1 protein-coding gene is annotated in these 1,076 nt (G+C 37.2%); it reads left to right on the forward strand.

What is annotated here, in order from left to right; genetic code table 11:
- The first annotated feature begins 208 nt into the window (after nucleotides 1-208).
- Nucleotides 209-490: a pyrimidine/purine nucleoside phosphorylase gene (locus tag A3757_RS20795; protein ID WP_068512427.1), complete on the forward strand. Its 282-nt coding sequence runs from the start codon at nucleotides 209-211 to the stop codon at nucleotides 488-490.
- The last annotated feature ends 586 nt before the right edge of the window (nucleotides 491-1,076 follow it).

Genomic DNA, 1,076 nt, shown 5'->3' on the forward strand with positions numbered 1-1,076 from the left:
ACTAAAATAAGTAGTAAGATTTTTGTTCGAGTCTTCTTAAGCATTTCTTAGATATCCAGTGTTTATTATTACTTATAACGAGCTAGGCAGTTTACCAGTAAAAATCATACTTTGTACTTTCAAAAATGAATACCCTGCCATCGATTATGCGTATAATGCCGCCCATTGATTTGAATTTACGCAAAATAGTAATTACAGGAGAGCTACAATGCTAGAAGTTAACGAATATTTTGATGGCAAGGTTAAATCGATTGCCTTTGAAAGCACTACTCTGCCAGCAACAGTAGGCGTTATGAAAGCAGGTGAATATACCTTCGGTACCAGCCAGAAAGAATACATGACAGTTGTCAGTGGCGAACTAATTGTAAAACTACCAGGCTCAGAAGAATTTGTTTCATTTAAAGACGGAGAGACTTTTACCGTTGAAGCAAATCAGTCCTTCGACCTGCAAGTTCCTACAGATACCGCTTATCTTTGTAAGTACGAATAAACAGAATCTATTTAATAAGCCTCTGTGGTGGATTCGTTTTTGGGGTTTTGGTCTTGAAAGATTAAGCCCCTTAAGCACGGAGCGCTTTGCTGTACAGAGGAATAATGCTTATCTGTATCGGCTCAAACCCGACCTTACAGTTTGAGTTTCAAATCACGACATAGTCAAACAACAGCAAAGTCCGCAAAGCTGTCGCTCGACAGGTTAGTTATGATTAGGATAAAACAGCCAAATTCAGCACCTGAAAGGGACTCTTATCTCAACACATCTTTCCTTCTAGCTTTAATACTTGGCTTAGACTGCATTTCTAATACAAAGCAAAAAGCCATGATTGATGATTGAGTTAATTGCGTATTTAATTACACTCCTCCCTTAAATAAATATAGTCAAAACTAATCATTAGGATCACAGATGATTCGAACTAAGAAAGTAGGTGGTAAGCTTGCGGTCAAAGGAATAGACACTGGCAGAGCACTATTTGGAGTTGTTGCAATACCTGTTTTTTTTGTCTTGTATTTACTCACATTTGTTTTAATAGAGCAAAATCAGCTAGTTGGCGATAATATAGAATTTTCCTTGATAGTTG

Source organism: Oleiphilus sp. HI0117 (assembly GCF_001635235.1).